This window comes from Sediminivirga luteola, assembly GCF_014639315.1.
GTDB lineage: Bacteria > Actinomycetota > Actinomycetes > Actinomycetales > Brevibacteriaceae > Sediminivirga > Sediminivirga luteola.
Map to the genome: position 1 here is coordinate 263,184 of NZ_BMFY01000001.1, position 15,011 is coordinate 278,194.

Genomic DNA, 15,011 nt, shown 5'->3' on the forward strand with positions numbered 1-15,011 from the left:
TGGCACTGTCTCGCGTGAACGTGCCCGGGATGCGGGTCGCGTGATCGGGCGGCATCCACGTGTGCGCGGTCGAGATGCTTAAATCGTCGCTGCGCCCGTACATCGTCGCTCTCCAGGTCTGGGCGACGACGACATAAGAGCGCAGTGACGATATAAGAGCGCAGTGACGATATAAGGGCGGTGGCCGTGTGCCGGCGGCCGCGCAGGGGCTCGCGCATGCGATTCGCCTGTCCGCGCGCGCTGTGGCAGAATTGGCTGGTGCGTTTGTGCGCCGCCGCTCTGCCTGAAGGGACGCGGTGGCAGCGAGCTCCCCGGCGATGCCGGGCGCAGACGAAACCCAAGAACTCGCCGCCGGGGAAACCCGCGACGGCCCGAGCAATGCTCTCGTGGCTTCAGGCACGGGACAGGAGAAACCATCATGCAGAAGCTTGATCTGGTCGATGCCGCCTCGCTGAAGTCGGATGTCCCTGAGTTCCGCGCCGGTGACACCCTCGACGTGCACGTGCGCGTCATCGAGGGAAACCGCTCCCGTGTCCAGGTGTTCAAGGGCGTCGTGATCCGCCGCCAGGGCCACGGCGTCCGCGAGACCTTCACCGTTCGCAAGATCTCCTTCGGCGTCGGCGTCGAGCGCACCTTCCCGCTGCACTCGCCCGTGATCGAGAAGATCGACGTGCTCACCCGCGGCGACGTCCGCCGCGCCAAGCTGTACTACCTGCGCAACCTGCGCGGTAAGGCCGCGAAGATCCGCGAGAAGCGCTGATCTGACGCCGCCTCGAAGCTCATCCGCCGATCACGCGGATGCGCCGGCGCGACAGTATGACAGCGCGATCCGCCCGAACCCCCGGCAGCCCGTCCCACGGACGGCGTCGCCGGGGGTTCGCGCTGTTCGGCGGCGCCCGGCGGCCGGGAACGGCCGCGCCCGAGGCAGACACGTCAGAGACCACCGCGTCCGGGACCGGCACGGCAGATCGGCGCCGATGGCCGGTGTGGGCCCGTCTGCTGGCCTTCGCCCTGGTGTGCGGACTGGTGGCCCTCGCCGTCCGGGTGTTCGCGATCCAGGTGTTCGCCATCCCGAGCGAGTCGATGCAGCCCACCCTCAATCCGGGCGAGCGCATCGCCGTCTGGCGGCCGGGTGCCTGGCAGGAGCCGGAACGCGGCGATCTCGTCGTCGTCGACGGCCGTGGCTCCTTCCTCGGCGGGATGCCGCCGAGCGGCCCGGAGACGGTCGCCTCCTGGCTTGGAGTCGGACCCGGCGACGTGTTCTACGTCAAACGCGTCATCGGCGTCGCCGGTGACACGGTGGAGTGCTGTGACGAGGCCGGCCGCCTGCAGGTCAACGGCCAGCCCCTGGACGAGCCGTATCTGGCCGAGCCGGGCGAGCCGGCCTCCGATGTGCCCTTCGCGGTGGAGGTGCCCGCCGGCCGGCTCTGGCTGATGGGAGACAACCGCCGCAACTCCGCCGATTCCCGCAGCCTGCTGGGCGCTCCCGGCGGCGGGATGATCCCCCAGCAGCGGGTCATCGGCACCGTGGTGCACCGCGTCTGGCCGGACCCCGCGCCGCTGTAGCGGCGCGAATCGTTCACCCGGCCCGCCTCGGCTCAGGTGGCGCCGTTGTCGGTGCGCCTCACAGCCGCACGTGGCTCCGCCGCCGGGGATCTGGCTGCCGGCGTCGCCCCGCTTCACCCCCGGGGCCGTGCCGTAGAATCCCAAGGGTGTCAGCCAACTCCAAGAAGCGCCCGGGCTGGGTGGCGATCCTGCGGGAGATCGCGATCGTCGTCGTCATCGCCCTGGTCGTCACCTTCGTGGTGCGCACCTGGCTGGTACGGGCCTTCTACATCCCCTCCGCGTCCATGTCCAGCACGCTCGAAGTGGATGACAGGGTGCTGGCGAACCAGCTGGCGCCCACGCTCGGGACGATCGACCGCGGGGACATCATCGTCTTCAACGATCCCGGCGGCTGGCTCGACGGCACCACAGTGGCGCAGTACGAGCCCAATCCGGTGCTCGCGGCGATCGGCCTCGTGCCCGCCGATGCGGGCCAGCAGCTGATCAAGCGCGTCATCGGCGTCGGCGGGGACACGGTCGAATGCTGCGACGAGGAGGGCCGCGTCACCGTCAACGGCGCACCGCTGCAGGAGGACTACCTGGACGCCGCGGTGGCGCCCTCCGAGATGCCCTTCCACGCGGAGGTCCCGCCGGGCCACTATTGGGTGATGGGTGACAACCGTGCCAACTCGCTCGACTCCCGGTACAACGAGGACACCGCCGGCGGGGCGTTCGTGCCGGAGGACAACGTCGTCGGCACCGCGTTCCTGCTCAACTGGCCCCTGCAGCGCTTCGGCATCATCAGCAACCCCGACGAGGTCTTCGCGCATGTCCCCGAACCCTGACCTGCTCCTGCGGGACCCCGGCATCGACCACGAGCGCGCGCTCGCCGAGACCGGGCAGCGCTATCTGATCGGCATCGACGAGGTCGGACGCGGCGCGGTGGCCGGGCCCGTCTGCGTCGGCGCGGTCGCCGTCGACCTGCACGCGCTCACCCTGCTGGAGGGCGTACGCGACTCCAAGCTGCTCACGCCCGCCCAGCGAGAGGCGCTCGTCCCGGCGATCCGTTCCTGGGGCACCGCCTGTGCGGTCGGCGAGGCCTCACCGGACGAGATCGACGCCTTCGGCATCACCACGGCGCTCCGGCTGGCCGGCAGGAGAGCCATCGCCGAACTCCGGCTACCGGGCCCGGACGCCGATGCCGGACCGGCCCGGGGTTGCTCCATCCTCCTGGACGGCAGCCACGACTGGCTCTCCGATCCTGCCGCCGATCTGTTCACGGTCGATGCCGAGGCCCTCACCGGGATGCCGGAACTGCCCCCGTACCCCGTGCGGACACTGATCAAAGGCGACCGCAGCGTCCTGACCATCGCCGCTGCCAGCGTGCTGGCGAAGGTCCACCGGGACGGGATCATGGTGACCCTGCACGATGAGCACCCGCAGTACGAGTGGGTGCGCAATATGGGGTACAAGACCGCCGCGCACAGCCGCGCCATCGCCGCGCACGGCCTGTGCCGGTACCACCGCAGGAGCTGGAGGATCCAGGGAGTGCAGCCATGAGCGTCGACGACGTCGAGGAGTACGAAGCGGAGATGGAGCTTCAGCTCTACCGCGAGTACCGGGACGTGGTGGGGCTGTTCCGGTATGTGGTGGAGACTGAGCGCCGCTTCTACCTGGCCAACCGCGTCAATGTGAAACAGGAGTCCAGGCACGGCGAGGTCTACTTCGACGTGACGCTGGAGGACGCCTGGGTATGGGACGTGTACCGGCCCAAGCGGTTCGCCGCCAAGGTGCGCATCATGACGTTCCGGGACGTCAACGTGGAGCAGCTGGCGCAGAGCGACTTCGACGTGCCCAGCTGAGCCGCCGCTCCTGCGCCATGACTCCTGCATCGCGGCGCCGGACATGCCCGGCGCGGGTCACGGCGTGCTGGCCGGCGGTCGGCACTGACGACGGTCGATGTAGGCCAGGAAGTCCCGCACCTCCGTGAGGAAGCGGTCGCTGGCCTCGAGCTGCGCCCAGTGGCCGCATTCGGGGACCAGCACGAGCCGGGCGTCCGGCATGAGCTCGCTCGCCAAGCGCGAGCCCTCGGGATCCACCAGCGGGTCGTCCTGGCCGTGGAAGAAGAGTGCCGGGACGCCGACGCGACCGACTGCCGGAAGCAGGTTGTTGCGCATCGACCAGGGCCCGAGCGAGGCCTGGTTGTACCGGCCGTAGGCCATCCCGGCGCCAGGACGTCTCGCTTCGCGGGTGAACTCGTCCAGCACCTGGGGCGGCAGGGCGTCCGGATCCTTGACGATCGCTTTGATGACGGTCTCGACGTGGCGGTTCGCCAGCCGCGTGAGCGGTACCAGCAGTGCGTCCGGGAGCTGGGCGGCCAGCCAGGCCGAGAACTGGGCGGCCCGGTTGCGGAACACGGGGACCAGGCCGCCCGGGGCGATGAGCACCAGCGCCGCGACCAGCTCCGGATGGCGCAGCGCAAGGTTCAAGGCGACGTCGCCGCCCATGGAGACACCCATGACGACGGCTCGGGGAATGGCGAGTGCGTGTGCGGCACGGGCGACGAAGCCGGCGAGTTCCGGCGCTCCGCCTACTGGTTCGATGCCGGTGGTCCGGCCGAATCCCGGCAGGTCGATGGCGATCACCTCGCGCGATGTGCCAGCTGCACCCAGGGCGGCGAAGACCTCGTACCAGGAGATCGCCGAGTTGTCGGTGCCGCCGCCATGGATCAGCAGCACCGGCGCCGGCCGAGTGGCGCAGCGGCGGGGCTCGGCGGCGGGCGCATCGGATACGGCGGATCCGGCGCGGGACGGTGCCACCGGCCTGGACGTGGAGCGCAGGACGCGGACCCGGCCGCCGTCGAGGTCGATGAACGTCTCGATGCTTCCCGGCGGGATGAGGCTCATGGCCGTGGCTCCTTGCGGCCGGCCCCGGCGGGTGCGGTCTGTTCTGCGTGGTCGATCAGCCGGTGGGCGAACTCGGCGAAGGCGACCTTGCCCGGGGTGGTGTCGGTGACATCGGCGTCGACGGCGCGTGCGATCAGATCGCCGATGCCGACGACCAGGGCGTCGATGTCGTCATGCGGCGCCCTCGCGGCCAGGCCGACGGACCAGACGGCGAGGAGGCGGGCGAGGGTGCCCGGTTCGATATCAGCGCGGATCATTCCTTTGCGGTGCAGTTCCTCGAAGAAGTCCGTCCCGAGCACCTGGCGGGCGGGGTACCGGCTGCCGGAGCGGTCCCTGACCAGCCGGGCCACGACGCGTGACTCGCCGTGCGCGGCACTGTAGAAGGCGGTCAGCACGGGGCTGGCGTGGACCGCGCGGAGTGAGTGCAGATAGAGCCGGGAGAGCAGGCCGCCGCGTGGATCCTCTTCTACCAGCGTGGCCAGGGCTCGCACGGCGTTCGCGAATTCACGGTCGAGCAGGGCGCCGAACAGTTCGTCTTTGCTGGCGAACCGGAGGTAGAGGACTCCCTTGGCGACGCCGGCGGCCTTGGCGATGTCCTCCGTGGTCACGTGGTCGAAGCCGCGGCGGGCGAGCAGATTCGCCGCGGAGTCGAGGATGTGATCGGTACTGACGCTGGGCCGGGGCATGCCGCCTCCATATGACTAAATGACCAGAAAAATGTATCTGGTCATTTAGTGTAGGGCATCAGGATCCTGGTTGCGTATTGCGGCGGTTCCGAGTGAGCGTCATGGGCTGTGCGCACCGGGTTGCGACGGCCAACGGCGGCGTGAGTCATCGGCGGCGGTCCGGGCGCGTGACGGCGTCAGCCTGGCGGCTTCAGCGCCATAACTCCTGCACCGCGGCGCCGGGCAAGACCGGACGCCGGGCCGGCCGGGTCAGCGCTGGCGGATCGGGGCGGCCGAGGAACGCAGCAGCAGATCCGGTGCCACCTGGAGCAGCGGCTGGGGCCCGCGCCGGGCTGCTCCGCCGGACAGCGGCCCGGAGGCATCCCGCCCCGCCAGCGCGGTGAGGGCATCGATCGCCTGGGTGGCCACCTCGGTCCAGTCGAAGGTCACCTGCGAGACCGCCGGGGAGAGCACTTCCGGTTCCGGCACCTCCCCGATGGCGAGGAGGGAGAGCTGGTCGGGCATGCTCAGACCCGCCAGCTGAGCGGACTGCATCGCGCCGAGCGTCAGCGCCGGCCCGCAGGAGACGATCGCGGTGCAGCCTGCGGCAAGGAGCGCATCGGCGGCCTGCCTGCCTGCGGGGACACCCGGCCCGGCCTGCTCCACGGGAGCCTGGGCGCGGGTGGCCTCGATGTGCAGCCGCCGGGCGGCGCTGCGCCGGAACGCCGCAGCCCGCGGTCCGGCGTCCGGACCGAGCGCCACGGCCATGCCGATCCGCCGATGCCCCAGCTGGCTGAGATGACGCACCGCCGTGTCGATCCCGGCGTCGAAGTCCAGCAGGATGCTGCCCGGCCCGGCAGGAGGCCGCACCGCGATGCGCAGCACCGGCACGCCGGCGGCTTCCAGGGCAGCCCCGGCGGTCTTTCCCTCCTCGCCGAGCACGAGCGCCCCGAGCAGGTCGAAATCCCGGAAGCGGCCGGGAGCCGGACGTTCCTCGGCGGTCACCGTGACGCCCACGAAGCCCGCCTCGAACAGGTGCAGGAACAGCTCACGCCGCAGCGGTTTCCACGCGTCCAGATCGAAGTACCGCACCCGGGGCACCACCACCGCGATCATCGGAGCCCCGCCGGCATGCGCGCCGGCCAGGCCCAGCAGCCGCAGGGCCGACTGCACCGTCTCCGCCGCCTCGGCAGAGACGTTCTCCTTGCCCCGCAGCACCCGGGAGACGGTGGAGACCGACAGGCCCGTGCGCCGGGCCAGCTCCTGCAGGGTGACGGGCATCAGCGCACCCTCGCGGTCGAATCGCGGGACACCAGGGCGGGGACGAAGCTCGGCGGCACCGTCAGCCGGCGTGCCTGCTCGCCCTCCTCCAGGACCGACTGCAGGCCCAGCAGCAGCGCATCGGCGATCTCCTGCTCCCGGAACCGCAGCGCGGTCACCGCCGGCTGCAGGAAGGGCAGCGTGGCGCTGTCACCTAGGGCGATCACCGAAAGATCGCGCGGGACCATCATCCGGTTCTCCCGCAGGGCCTGGTAGACGCCGTGCAACTGGCGGGCGCTCTGCACGATCACGGCGGTGCAGGTGGCGTCGAGCAGGCGCCTGGCCGCGGCCGCGCCTCCGGAGACGGTCTTGGGCACCCGCGCCGTCCAGGCGCCGAAGTCGCCGCGTACCGCCCGGGCGGGGTGGTGCGCGGCGAACTCCACCTCCAGGCTCTCGGCCAGATAACCACGGTCATTGCAGATCAACCCGATCCTGCGGTGCCCCAGCCCGGTGAGGTGGTCGAACGCCGCCCGTAGCCCGGCGGCGATGTCGATGCCGGCCGCCACGACGTCATGCATGGCCCCCGGGCCACCGGGCGCCTCCACGATCCGCTCGTCGGCGGATTTGGCCAGCCGCAGCACCGGAACGCGGTCGATGCCGGTGAGCAAGCCCTCGGAGACGGTCAGGGGGGTGAAGATGGGCGCCACCATGGCCGCGGCGCCGGCCCGCACGGCCGTGGCCACCGCGGTGCCGTCCCCGAACAGCGCGGGGGTCGTCACGAGCATGCCCCGTGCCTCGACCCAGTCCGCCACGCGCTGGCACACCGCACGCTGCCATTCCTCGGGATCGTAGGGGGCGCAGACGCCGATGAGCCGGGCGGAGAGCGGGTCCAGCAGGGTGGAGCGCCGGTAACCGAGCCGATCGGCGGCCTCCCGTACGCGGTCGGCGGTGGGACCGGCGACGTTCCCGCGGCGGGCGAAGACGCGGGAGACGGTGGCGGGGGAGACCCCGGCCTCCCGCGCGACGTCCTCCACGCTCACCCTCATGCTGACGATTCTAGGCCGGAGCGCGATCACCGCCGTTCCCTGCTCGGCAGCCGGTGCTCGTGCGACGGTGCCGGCGTCCGCCGCACCGGGCCGGCGCTGTGATGTTGAGCCGACCCTGCGCACCGGCGTGCCACTCGCCCGGCGCGAGGAAGTAAACTGGATGCAGTTGTCCGCATCGGAGGGGGAGTGACTATGGCGTCGGTGTCGTTCGTCGATGTGCAGCACTCCTACCCGCACGCCATCAGGCCCACCCTGGTGGACATCGACTGGACGATCCGAGCCGGCGAGTTCGCCGTCCTCTACGGGCCGCCCGGCAGCGGGAAGTCCACTTTGCTGCGTGTGCTCGCGGGTCTGGAGGCCCCCACCGGCGGCGCCGTGTTCCGCGGCGACCTTGACATCACCCGGATGCCCGCCCCGGACCGCGATATCGTGATGGCGCTGGACAGCTACGCCCTCTACCCGCACCTGAGCGTCGCGGACAATCTTGGTTTCGTGCTGCGGCTGGCCGGCCTGAGCTCCGAGGAGATCGAGCAGCGGGTCGCCCAGGCGGCCGAACAGCTCGAGCTCACCGAGGTCCTCGCCTCCGCGCCGGCGGCACTGACCAGTGCCCAGCGGCACCGCGTGGCGCTCGGCCGGGCCCTGGTCCGCCGCCCCAGCGTGCTCCTGCTGGACGAGCCGCTGAACCAGCTCGGCGAGGAAGACCACGAGCAGGTGCGCGAGCAGATCCGCACGCTCCAGGCGGCGTTGCGGATCACCACCATCTACGCCACCTCCTCCCAGGACGATGCGCAGGCGCTCAGCGGCGGCACGATGGCCGTCCTGGACAAAGGCCGGCTGACCGTCCCCGTCCGGGAGGGCACGGCGGCCCCATGAGCGCCGCGCCGCTCAGGACACCCGGAGCGGGCGGGCTCTCCATCACCGCGGCCGCTCACGCCGAGGACCTGGCCGAGCTGCCCTGGGATCAGCCGCTCGCCGAATGGCCGGTGCAGAAGCTCGTCGGGCTGCCACGAGGCATCTCCCGCCACGTGGTCCGCTTCGTGGAGATCTCCGGGGCCATCGTCGCGGTCAAAGAGACCCGCGAGCATCTGGCGGTGCGCGAGTACTACATGCTCAAGGACCTCGTCCGCCTCGACGTGCCCTGCGTGCGGCCGCTGGGATTCGTGCGCGGACGGCGGGACCGCGACGGCAATCCGCTCGACTGCGCCCTGCTGACGACGCACCTGCGGTTCTCCCTGCCCTACCGGGCGCTGTTCACCAGGTCCATGGACTCCGGGACCGCGGCCCGGCTGGTGGACGCGCTGGCGGTCCTGCTGGTGCGCCTGCACCTGGTCGGCTTCTTCTGGGGCGATGTGTCCCTCTCCAACACCCTTTTCACCCGCGATGCCGAAGCGTTCCAGGCCTTCCTGGTGGACGCCGAGACCGGCGAACTGCATGAGGAACTCACCGACGGGCAGCGCGAGCACGACCTCACCCTCGCCCACACCAATATCGCCGGCGAGTTCATGGACCTGCAGGCCGGCGGGTTGATCGACCCGCACGTCGACCCGCTGGGGGTCTCGGAGCGGCTGCGCGAGCGGTACACCGAACTGTGGCAGGAGATCACGCGCACGGAGACATTCTCCACCGCGGAGCGCTGGCGCGTGGACGAACGGGTCCGGCGGTTGAACGAACTGGGCTTCGACGTCGGCGAGATCGCGGTGACCACCGACATCGACGGCGTCACCGCCCATCTGGAGCCGAAGGTCGTCGCGCCCGGGCATCATGTCCGCCGGCTCAAACGGCTCACCGGGGTGGACGCCAAGGAGAATCAGGCCCGCCGGCTGCTGAACGACCTGGACCAGTACCGCACGTCCCTGGAGTACGAGGGCCTGAGCGAGGAAGAAGCCGCCGCCCGCTGGAAGCGGGAGGTCTTCGACGTGGTGCTCGGCGCGGTGCCGGCGGATCTGAGCGGCAAGCTGGAGCCGGCGCAGATCTTCCACGAGTTCCTGGACCATCGCTGGCTGCGCTCGGAAGCGGAGCAACGCGACGTTCCATTGCAGGAGGCCACCGCCTCCTACATCGCCGAGGTCCTCCGGCACCGCCGGGACGAGGCCTCGTACATCCGCGCCGTCGACGAGCAGGACTCGGACACGGCCGGTTTCTATCCGCCCGACCCACAAGGAGAGCATCCATGACCGCACCGGCCGACTACCCCAACATCCGCACCCTGCTGAGCCTGGAGGGCAAGCAGGCCGTCGTCATCGGCGCCGCCTCCGGCCTGGGTCAGGCCTCCGCGATCGGCCTGGCGGACTGCGGTGCCGAGGTCATCTGCGCGGATCTGAACGCCGATGGCGCGCGTGCCACCGCGGAGGTGATCGCCGGGCGCGGCGGCCAGGCGACCTCGCTCGGCTCGGATCTGACCAGCACCGCCGATGCGGATGCGCTCGCCGAGCAGTACGCCGGGGCGGACATCCTGGTGGTGACGCCGGGCTTCAACGTCCGCAAGCGGCTGCTGGAGACCACGGACGAGGAGTTCGACCGGGTCATCGACATCAACCTCAAAGGCACCTACCGCCTGATGCGCTCCTTCGGCCGGAAGATGGCCGAGCGCGGCCGCGGCTCCATCATCACCTTCGCCAGCTTCCGTGCCCAGGTGGTCGAGCCGGGCCAGAGCATCTACGCCGCCGCGAAGGCCGGCGTGGTGCAGCTGACCAAGACCCTCGCCAGCGAGCTGGGCACCACGGGGGTGCGGGTGAACGCCATCCTGCCGGGCACCTTCGCCACCGCGCTGACCACGCAGATCAAGAACGATCCGGAGTGGTGGACCGCCTACGAGACGAAGTCCGCTCTCAAGCGGTGGGCCTCCCCGCACGAGATCGCCGGCGCGGTGGCGTTCCTCGCCTCCGACGCCGCCAGCTATGTCACCGGCACCACGCAGCTCGTCGACGGCGGCTGGACGGCGCACGACGGGCGGTTCGAGCCCTCGCTGTGACCGCGGCCTGAGATCCGGCCCTGCACGGCCCCTCCCCGGGGCGCGTGCAGGGCCGCTTTCGTCTGCGCGCTTCCTGTAGCCGGCACGGACCGCCCCCACGGGCTGCCCTGATCAAACCCCGCGGCTGTTCCCAAAACCCACCGGAGATCTGCAGCAGGAATTCGAAACAGCAGCGGGTTTCTGACCCGGCAGGGCCATGGATGGCCGTCCCGCTGGGCGGGGTCAGCTGCGGTTGGCGCTGCGCCGGAGCCGCAGGCACTCGACCAGCACCGCCGTGACGGCGTGCGGATCGGAGATGCGTCCGGCCGCCAGGGTGTGCCCCGGCCCGACCTTGAGGCCCAGATCCGGACCCGGCCCGGCCTGCCTCAGCCTGGCGAAGGCGTCCTCATCGGTGACGTCGTCGCCGATGTACAGGATGGCGTCCGCTCCGGTGGCCGCCCGCAGCGCGGTGATGGCGTGCCCCTTCGTGCTGTGACGCACCGCGAACTCGCGGACCTCGTGCCCGCGGGTGTACCTCAGCCGGGGGTGGTCCTCCGCGATCTCCTGCATCAGGTCGTAGACCCTGTCGGCGAACTCGGGCTCCAGTCCGCGGGTGTGCACGCTACGGCCCAGCGCCTTCTCCTCCACCCGGAACTGGCCGTAGTCGCCGAGCTGCTGCGCGGCACGGTCGAGCGCGGCGTCGAGGTCGGCCAGCTGTTCCCGTTCCTCCGTGCTCGGGTGCAGCTCCGCCAGGGGAGACCCGGCACGGCTCGTCGTGGACGGCGCCGCCGCACCCAGGCCGGACAGATCCAGCTGGGCGCCGTGGCTGCCGGCGAACAGCGCCCCCGGGGGCGCATCGACGCGGGAGACGAGGTCCGGCAGCTCGCGGCCGGACACATAGGCGATGAGCACATCGTCCAGGGCGGCCAGCCGGTGCACGGTCTCGACCGTCTCCGGCAGCGGCGCAGAGGTGGCGGGGTCGTCGACCAGGGGTGCCAGCACGCCGTCGAAGTCCAGCGCGATCAGCAGGCGCCGGGCGCTGCACACCGCGGAGAGCCGCTCGACGACATCGGCCGGGAGAGCGCTCTCCTGCGTGACGCGGCTGGGCCGCTGCGTCTCCGGCAGCACCGAATGCGTGCGCTCCCGCTGCTCGCCGACCATCTGCAGCCGGTCCAGGAAAGTGCTGGCCCATTGCAGGACGTCGTCGTGGCGCACCTTGGACCGCAGCCGCCGCATCCGCCGGCCGGCCTCCTCCGGGGTCATGTGGACCGCCTGCGTGATGGCGTTCTTCAGGCCCGCGATGTCATGGGGGTTGACCAGCAGCGCCTGCCGGAGTTCATCGGCGGCGCCGGTGAACTCGCTGAGCACGAGTACGCCGTCCTCCTCGACGCGGCAGGCGACGTATTCCTTGGCCACCAGGTTCATCCCGTCGCGCAGCGCGGTCACCAGCATCACGTCGGCGGCGAGGTAGAACGCCGCCATCTCCTCCCGGGGGAAGGACTGGTGCAGGTAGTGCACGGCAGCCTTGCCCAGCGCGGAGTGGTCGCCGTTGATCCGCCCGACCGCCAGCTCCACATCGCGACGGATCTGCTTGTAGTAGTCCAGCCGCTCGCGTGAGGGCGTGGCGATCTGGATGAACGTGGTGCTCTCGGTGGAGAGGCGGCCGTCCTCCAGCAGCTCCTCGTAGGCCTTCAGCCGGTGCCGGATGCCCTTGGTGTAGTCCATCCGGTCGACGCCCAGGATGAGGGTGCGCGGATTGCCGACCTCCTCGCGGATCTCCTCCGCGCGCTTGCGGATGCGCTCGTCCCTGGCCAGGGCGTCCATCGCCCCGGCGTCGATGGAGATCGGGAAGGAGCCGGTCTCGCACAGGTGCTCGGGGCTCTGCTGGGAGGCGGGCACCCGCACGACGGAGTTCCGGGCCAGGTAGCCGAGCGTGCGCCGCACCGCGCGGCGGAAGTTGGCGGTGTCCGAGGGACGCTGGAAGCCGACCAGGTCCGCGCCCAGGAGGCCGATGAGGATCCGCCGGCGCCAGGGCAGCTGGGCGAAGATCTCGTAGGGAGGGAAGGGGATGTGGTTGAAGAACCCGATCTTCACGTCCGGGCGCAGCTCGCGCAGGATGCCGGGCACCAGCTGCAGCTGGTAGTCGTGCACCCATACCAGTGCGCCGGGTGCGGCGGACGCGGCCGCCGCACGGGCGAAACGGGTATTGACCCGCACATACGCGTCCCACCATTTGCGGTGGAACTCCGGGGGGACGATCACATCGTGGTACAGCGGCCACAGGGTCGCGTTGGAGAAGCCCTCGTAGTAGGAGTACACGTCATCGGTCGAGAGCCGCACCGGTACCAGGTGCATGTCATCCAGGTCGAAGGGCTCGATCTCCTCGTCGGGTGCGCCCGTCCAGCCGATCCACGCCCCGGAGCGGCGCTTCATCACGGGCGCCAGGCCGGTCACGAGGCCGCCGGGGGACTGCCGCCACTCCGGCCCCTGCGGCCCCTGCGCGCGGTCCACCGGGAGCCGGTTGGCCACCACCACGAAGTCGTACGAGTCGTTCCCGCCGGAGGCGCCGGCGGCACCGGGATCATCGGCGGCGTGAGGGACGCTGGGAGGCCTGTTCTCGGAGCCAGGGACGGAGGGTCGGGAAGTGTGTGAATCGTCCGTGCTGAGGGCATTCGTGTGCGAGTTCACTGCATCCTCTTCGTCTCAAGTGGTCGGAGAGAGTCTATCGGTTGGGTACGGTAGAGAGGATGTCAGGGTCAGGTGCCAGAGAGATCGGCGGCTACCGCCTTGTCGAGGAACTCGGCACGGGCGGTATGGGTGCTGTCCATCTGGGCGTGAGCCCGGAGGGCGAGCACGTCGCCATCAAGATCCTGCACCCGCATATCGCCTCAGACCAGGCGGCGCGCCAGCGGCTGGCGCGTGAAGTGCGGACCCTGCGCCGGATCCGGCATCCGCGCGTGGCGGAGGTCCTCGACGCGGAACTGGACGCCCCGGCGCCGTTCATCGTCACCCAGTTCGTGGACGGTCAGACGCTCTCGAAGGACGTCGCGGAGAACGGCCCGTTCGCGGAGGACGAACTGGTGCACTTCGGGCACGGCCTGCTCGATGCGCTGCGCGCCGTGCATGCCGCGGGAGTGGTGCACCGCGATCTCAAGCCGGCCAATGTCATGATCATGGATGGTGAGCCGATGGTGATCGACTTCGGCATCGCCCAGGCCGCCGATGAGGTCAAGGTCACCGCGACCGGGCTGGTGATGGGCACGCCTGGCTACCTGAGCCCCGAGATCGCCGAGGGCGAGCGTGCCACCGAGGCCACCGACTGGTGGGGCTGGGGTGCCACGATGGCATTCGCCGCCAGCGGGACCAATCCCTTCGGCGGCGGCCCGCTGGAGGCGATCCTCGGACGGGTGGCGCGCGGCAAGGCGAATCTGGAGGGCGTGCCGCAGCGGTTCGTCCCGCTGATCGAGGCCTGCTTGAGCCCTGCACCGCAGGATCGGCCCGATGGCGATGCCATCCTGGGCGCTCTGGTCGACATCGAGTCCGGCCGCTATCCGCGCCTGCCCGGCGTCGCCACGCCGGGACGCGCCGCCCTCGGCGCCGAGCCCCCGCGCACCGCGGTGATGCCGGTGCCGCCGGCACCCCAGCCGCAACCGTTCGCGCCGCTGCAGGGCGTGCCCCGGGCGGAGCACCCGCAGTGGAACGCCGGCTACGCGCCGCCGGCGCAGCACCAGCCGCCGCCCCGGCACCAGCTGGCCGGTCAGCAGCAGGGCCAGTACCCGCCGGCTCCCGCGATGAACGAGCGGCGGCCGGTCCAGGCCCAGCGCACCGGGTACGGCCCTCTGGGCCTGGACCAGCCCTCCGCCGCCGAGCAGGGGCAGCTCTACCGCGAGCCGTATCACGCGCCGGTGCCGCCGGCTCCGGCTCCTGTCAGCGGCAGCGTGCTGGCACTGCTGGCGCTCGTCCTGTTCTCGGTGCTGGCAGCACCGCTGGGCCCGTTCGTCATGCTCGCCCTGGCCTATGTCTGGTCGGTGCTGGCCCGCACCGTCGGCCGGCTGGCTCGGCGGCAGCGGCTGCGGCAGTACGAGGCAGGACCGCAGTCGGGCTGGTCCGCCGCCGCGGCCGCCCCGGGCGCCTTCGCTCTTTCCCTGTTCACCGCGTTCTTCAGTCATATCCTGCCGCTCATCGCGGGCCTGGCCGCCGCGGTGCTGATCCGGCTGGATGCGCTCGGGGCCGTGCCGATCGGGTTCTCCGAGCAGTTCTCCATGTGGGGTGCCGCCGCGGTGTTCGCCCTGGTGTTCTGGTTCGGTCCGGGCAGCGGGAACCTGCGGCTCGGCTCGCGCCTGATCGTCCGGCGCGTCGCGCCGCCGCCGTGGGGGCACATCATCGTTCCCATCGTGTTCGCCGTCCTGGGCTTGCTGGCGCTTTCCACGATCCTCGCCGGCGGCTCGACCACATGGTGGCCGTTCGGCTCTAACCCGTTCGATCTGGTGCCGCGCAACTGGGAACCGTGAGGCCCGGAGCCGCGAGGATCCGCGTGCGGCCCCCTCGTGACGCGGAATTCGCCGGGCGTTCAGGCTGCTGTGCCAGAATGAACGTCGATGTGCCTGCCGGCCGGCGCGCGGGTGAGGCGCACGCCAGG

At 71.0% G+C, this 15,011-nt stretch carries 14 protein-coding genes; 9 read left to right on the top strand and 5 right to left on the bottom strand.

Annotation, left to right across the window (positions count from 1 at the left end):
- Window positions 1–418: 418 nt before the first annotated feature.
- The 5 genes from rplS (at window position 419) to IEW13_RS01210 (ending at window position 3,407) form a co-directional block, all read left to right on the top strand.
- The gene (gene rplS, locus IEW13_RS01190) at window positions 419–760 is read left to right on the top strand and encodes a 50S ribosomal protein L19 (RefSeq protein WP_188549084.1); all 342 of its coding nucleotides are present in this window, start codon (window positions 419–421) and stop codon (window positions 758–760) included.
- 56 nt (window positions 761–816) lie between these two features.
- Entirely contained in the window at window positions 817–1,566 is a 750-nt protein-coding gene (gene lepB, locus IEW13_RS01195; protein ID WP_188549085.1) for a signal peptidase I, read from the top strand.
- Between the two features lie 146 nt (window positions 1,567–1,712).
- Window positions 1,713–2,390 carry a signal peptidase I gene (lepB, locus tag IEW13_RS01200; RefSeq protein ID WP_229744846.1) on the top strand — a complete coding sequence of 226 codons (678 nt, stop codon included), beginning with the start codon at window positions 1,713–1,715 and terminating at the stop codon, window positions 2,388–2,390.
- The gene (gene rnhB / locus IEW13_RS01205; protein WP_188549086.1) at window positions 2,374–3,105 is read left to right on the top strand and encodes a ribonuclease HII; all 732 of its coding nucleotides are present in this window, start codon (window positions 2,374–2,376) and stop codon (window positions 3,103–3,105) included. Before lepB (IEW13_RS01200) ends, rnhB begins: the two co-directional genes overlap by 17 nt.
- On the top strand, window positions 3,102–3,407 hold the full coding sequence (locus IEW13_RS01210) for a DUF2469 domain-containing protein (RefSeq protein WP_188549087.1): 306 nt from the start codon (window positions 3,102–3,104) through the stop codon (window positions 3,405–3,407). The genes rnhB and IEW13_RS01210 overlap by 4 nt, the downstream gene beginning before the upstream one ends.
- Before the next feature lie 57 nt (window positions 3,408–3,464).
- Here the strand turns inward: IEW13_RS01210 and IEW13_RS01215 are convergent, their stop codons facing one another.
- The 4 genes from IEW13_RS01215 to IEW13_RS01230 all read right to left on the bottom strand — a co-directional run bounded on the left by IEW13_RS01215 (window position 3,465) and on the right by IEW13_RS01230 (window position 7,422).
- Window positions 3,465–4,451 (bottom strand): alpha/beta fold hydrolase, encoded by a 987-nt coding sequence (locus IEW13_RS01215; protein ID WP_188549088.1) that lies wholly within the window; start codon window positions 4,449–4,451, stop codon window positions 3,465–3,467.
- Complete coding sequence (locus IEW13_RS01220; RefSeq protein ID WP_188549089.1) at window positions 4,448–5,137, bottom strand: TetR/AcrR family transcriptional regulator; 690 nt, start codon at window positions 5,135–5,137, stop codon at window positions 4,448–4,450. The genes IEW13_RS01215 and IEW13_RS01220 overlap by 4 nt, the downstream gene beginning before the upstream one ends.
- Before the next feature lie 249 nt (window positions 5,138–5,386).
- A complete protein-coding gene (locus IEW13_RS01225; RefSeq protein ID WP_188549090.1) occupies window positions 5,387–6,397 on the bottom strand; it encodes a substrate-binding domain-containing protein in 1,011 nt (336 codons plus the stop codon).
- The gene (locus IEW13_RS01230) at window positions 6,397–7,422 is read right to left on the bottom strand and encodes a substrate-binding domain-containing protein (RefSeq protein ID WP_188549091.1); all 1,026 of its coding nucleotides are present in this window, start codon (window positions 7,420–7,422) and stop codon (window positions 6,397–6,399) included. Before IEW13_RS01230 ends, IEW13_RS01225 begins: the two co-directional genes overlap by 1 nt.
- Window positions 7,423–7,614: 192 nt before the next feature.
- Here IEW13_RS01230 and IEW13_RS01235 point away from each other — a divergent pair, with 192 nt between their 5' ends.
- The 3 genes from IEW13_RS01235 to IEW13_RS01245 are packed head-to-tail and all read left to right on the top strand — an operon-like array spanning window position 7,615 to window position 10,393.
- The gene (locus IEW13_RS01235) at window positions 7,615–8,295 is read left to right on the top strand and encodes an ABC transporter ATP-binding protein (RefSeq protein ID WP_188549092.1); all 681 of its coding nucleotides are present in this window, start codon (window positions 7,615–7,617) and stop codon (window positions 8,293–8,295) included.
- Window positions 8,292–9,596: a DUF4032 domain-containing protein gene (locus tag IEW13_RS01240; RefSeq protein WP_188549093.1), complete on the top strand. Its 1,305-nt coding sequence runs from the start codon at window positions 8,292–8,294 to the stop codon at window positions 9,594–9,596. Before IEW13_RS01235 ends, IEW13_RS01240 begins: the two co-directional genes overlap by 4 nt.
- Window positions 9,593–10,393 carry an SDR family NAD(P)-dependent oxidoreductase gene (locus tag IEW13_RS01245; protein ID WP_188549094.1) on the top strand — a complete coding sequence of 267 codons (801 nt, stop codon included), beginning with the start codon at window positions 9,593–9,595 and terminating at the stop codon, window positions 10,391–10,393. Before IEW13_RS01240 ends, IEW13_RS01245 begins: the two co-directional genes overlap by 4 nt.
- 222 nt (window positions 10,394–10,615) lie before the next feature.
- On the opposite strand, the gene otsB is transcribed toward IEW13_RS01245, so the two are convergent.
- Window positions 10,616–13,060: a trehalose-phosphatase gene (gene otsB / locus IEW13_RS01250; protein ID WP_188549095.1), complete on the bottom strand. Its 2,445-nt coding sequence runs from the start codon at window positions 13,058–13,060 to the stop codon at window positions 10,616–10,618.
- 59 nt (window positions 13,061–13,119) lie between these two features.
- On the opposite strand from otsB, the gene IEW13_RS01255 reads away from it, so the two are divergent.
- The gene (locus tag IEW13_RS01255) at window positions 13,120–14,883 is read left to right on the top strand and encodes a serine/threonine-protein kinase (protein WP_188549096.1); all 1,764 of its coding nucleotides are present in this window, start codon (window positions 13,120–13,122) and stop codon (window positions 14,881–14,883) included.
- Window positions 14,884–15,011 lie beyond the last annotated feature (128 nt).

Excerpts from the sequence above, each read along its gene's own strand:
- rplS (WP_188549084.1), top strand. The coding sequence starts at position 419 with ATGCAGAAGCTTGATCTGGTCGATGCCGCCTCGCTGAAGTCGGATGTC.
- lepB (WP_188549085.1), top strand. The coding sequence starts at position 817 with ATGACAGCGCGATCCGCCCGAACCCCCGGCAGCCCGTCCCACGGACGG.
- rnhB (WP_188549086.1), top strand. The coding sequence starts at position 2,374 with ATGTCCCCGAACCCTGACCTGCTCCTGCGGGACCCCGGCATCGACCAC.
- IEW13_RS01210 (WP_188549087.1), top strand. The coding sequence starts at position 3,102 with ATGAGCGTCGACGACGTCGAGGAGTACGAAGCGGAGATGGAGCTTCAG.
- IEW13_RS01215 (WP_188549088.1), bottom strand. The coding sequence starts at position 4,451 with ATGAGCCTCATCCCGCCGGGAAGCATCGAGACGTTCATCGACCTCGAC.
- IEW13_RS01220 (WP_188549089.1), bottom strand. The coding sequence starts at position 5,137 with ATGCCCCGGCCCAGCGTCAGTACCGATCACATCCTCGACTCCGCGGCG.
- IEW13_RS01225 (WP_188549090.1), bottom strand. The coding sequence starts at position 6,397 with ATGCCCGTCACCCTGCAGGAGCTGGCCCGGCGCACGGGCCTGTCGGTC.
- IEW13_RS01230 (WP_188549091.1), bottom strand. The coding sequence starts at position 7,422 with ATGAGGGTGAGCGTGGAGGACGTCGCGCGGGAGGCCGGGGTCTCCCCC.
- IEW13_RS01235 (WP_188549092.1), top strand. The coding sequence starts at position 7,615 with ATGGCGTCGGTGTCGTTCGTCGATGTGCAGCACTCCTACCCGCACGCC.
- IEW13_RS01240 (WP_188549093.1), top strand. The coding sequence starts at position 8,292 with ATGAGCGCCGCGCCGCTCAGGACACCCGGAGCGGGCGGGCTCTCCATC.
- IEW13_RS01245 (WP_188549094.1), top strand. The coding sequence starts at position 9,593 with ATGACCGCACCGGCCGACTACCCCAACATCCGCACCCTGCTGAGCCTG.
- IEW13_RS01255 (WP_188549096.1), top strand. The coding sequence starts at position 13,120 with ATGTCAGGGTCAGGTGCCAGAGAGATCGGCGGCTACCGCCTTGTCGAG.